This window comes from uncultured Leptotrichia sp., assembly GCF_938036635.1.
Taxonomy (GTDB): domain Bacteria; phylum Fusobacteriota; class Fusobacteriia; order Fusobacteriales; family Leptotrichiaceae; genus Leptotrichia; species Leptotrichia hongkongensis.
The window spans coordinates 1-1681 of the sequence record NZ_CALHQO010000448.1; the positions used below are offsets into that span (position 1 = coordinate 1).

Sequence of the window (1681 nt, forward strand, 5' to 3'; positions counted from 1 at the left end):
TAAATTTAACGGCAAATTTAATAGCAAAATTTAAAGCGTGGCACGATAAAATCTTAAAACAAAATTTCAAGTAGATTTTTAAATATAAAATTTCAAACGGAATCTTAAATGCAGAATTTCAAATAAATTTTAAAATTCCAACACCCTATCCTTAAATAATACAAAGTGTGATTAATCATAATATTCTAACATTTTTTTATAACTTTTGTCAATACTCTAAAAACTTTCTATCAATTTTACCTGGTCATCAAGCAGAACTGTTCGCATTTTTTCGTTTCTTTCCTGCTTTAATTCATTATATTTTGCAATGAAGTTTTCTTCTGTTAATCTTTGATCTTTCAATTTATCAACTTCACGTTTAAAGTCCCGTTCGTATTTTAAAATACGTGATTTTTGCTCATTTGTCAAATTAATACTATCAACAAAATTTTTGACTTTATCAATTTTTTCATCAAATAATGCCTTTTGAGAGTTTATATAGGAATTGTAAGCTTCAAACTGCTCATTTGTCAAAATTTTTGCAATTGCTCTGTATCTTTCCTGTTCTATTTTTCCAATTTTTATTTTTTTCTTGTCGAATTGGATCAATTCTTTTTCTACTCCTTCAGCTTTTTTTTGATATTCGTCAAATATTTTTGATAACTTTATTTGCTGATTTTTATTAGCATGTATAGCTTTAAACAAATCACTTTTAGAAATTTTTACACTATAGATTTTTTCATAATAGTCCTCATAGGAATAGGATAAAACGCTTATTCCCATTACCAATGTAAATAAAAGTGCTATTTTCTTTACTTTATTCATTCTCATCCTTTCATTAATTCATAATTCAATTTTTAAATTTTTTAGACATTTTCTAGTTATTTGAATTATTGTAGTTTGGCGCTTCCTTTGTAATTATAACATCATGAGGATGGCTTTCTTTAAGTCCTGCTCCTGTTATTTTTACAAATTTTCCATTTTCTTTTAATTCCTTAATTGTACCAGTTCCACAGTATCCCATTCCAGAACGAAGTCCACCGCAAATTTGGTAAACTGTATCCTTTAATGCACCTTTATATGGAACCATTGATTCAATTCCTTCTGGAACTAATTTTTCAGTTGCTGCCTCAAGCTGAAAATATCTATCACTGCTTCCCCTCTTCATTGCCGCAAGTGATCCCATTCCAGCATAAGTTTTAAATTTTCTACCGTTATAAAGAATTTCTTCTCCAGGCGCTTCATCAGTTCCCGCAAGCATTCCTCCAAGCATTACGCAGTCTGCTCCAGCCGCAATTGCTTTTACAACATCTCCAGACAATTTAATTCCACCGTCAGCAATAACTCCGATTCCTTTATCCTTACAAACTTCTGCAATATTCATAACAGCTGTTATTTGTGGAACTCCAACTCCTGATACAACTCTTGTTGTACAGATAGATCCAGGCCCAACTCCGACTTTTACTGCATTTACCCCAGCTTTAATCAAGTCAAGCGCAGCTTCTGGAGTTACAATATTTCCACCAATAATGTCTAAGTCAGGAAAAGCTGCCCTGATTTCCTTTATTTTATTAATAACTCCAATTGAATGTCCATGAGCTGAATCAATTGCAATAATATCAACTCCAGCATCAACCAACGCAGTTACTCTTCTCAAAGTATCAGTTCCAATTCCAACTCCTGCTCCAACTCTAAGTCTTCC

Annotated in this window: 2 protein-coding genes; both read right to left on the reverse strand. The window is 31.6% G+C overall.

Annotation, left to right across the window (positions count from 1 at the left end):
- Positions 1-216 precede the first annotated feature (216 nt).
- Positions 217-804, reverse strand: coding sequence for a viral A-type inclusion protein (locus Q0370_RS08925; protein WP_299574827.1), 588 nt, complete (start codon positions 802-804; stop codon positions 217-219).
- Positions 805-856: 52 nt separating this feature from the next.
- Positions 857-1681: IMP dehydrogenase (locus Q0370_RS08930; protein WP_299574830.1), on the reverse strand; the 825-nt coding region annotated here is incomplete at its 5' end.

Excerpts from the sequence above, each read along its gene's own strand:
- Q0370_RS08925 (WP_299574827.1), bottom strand. The coding sequence starts at position 804 with ATGAATAAAGTAAAGAAAATAGCACTTTTATTTACATTGGTAATGGGA.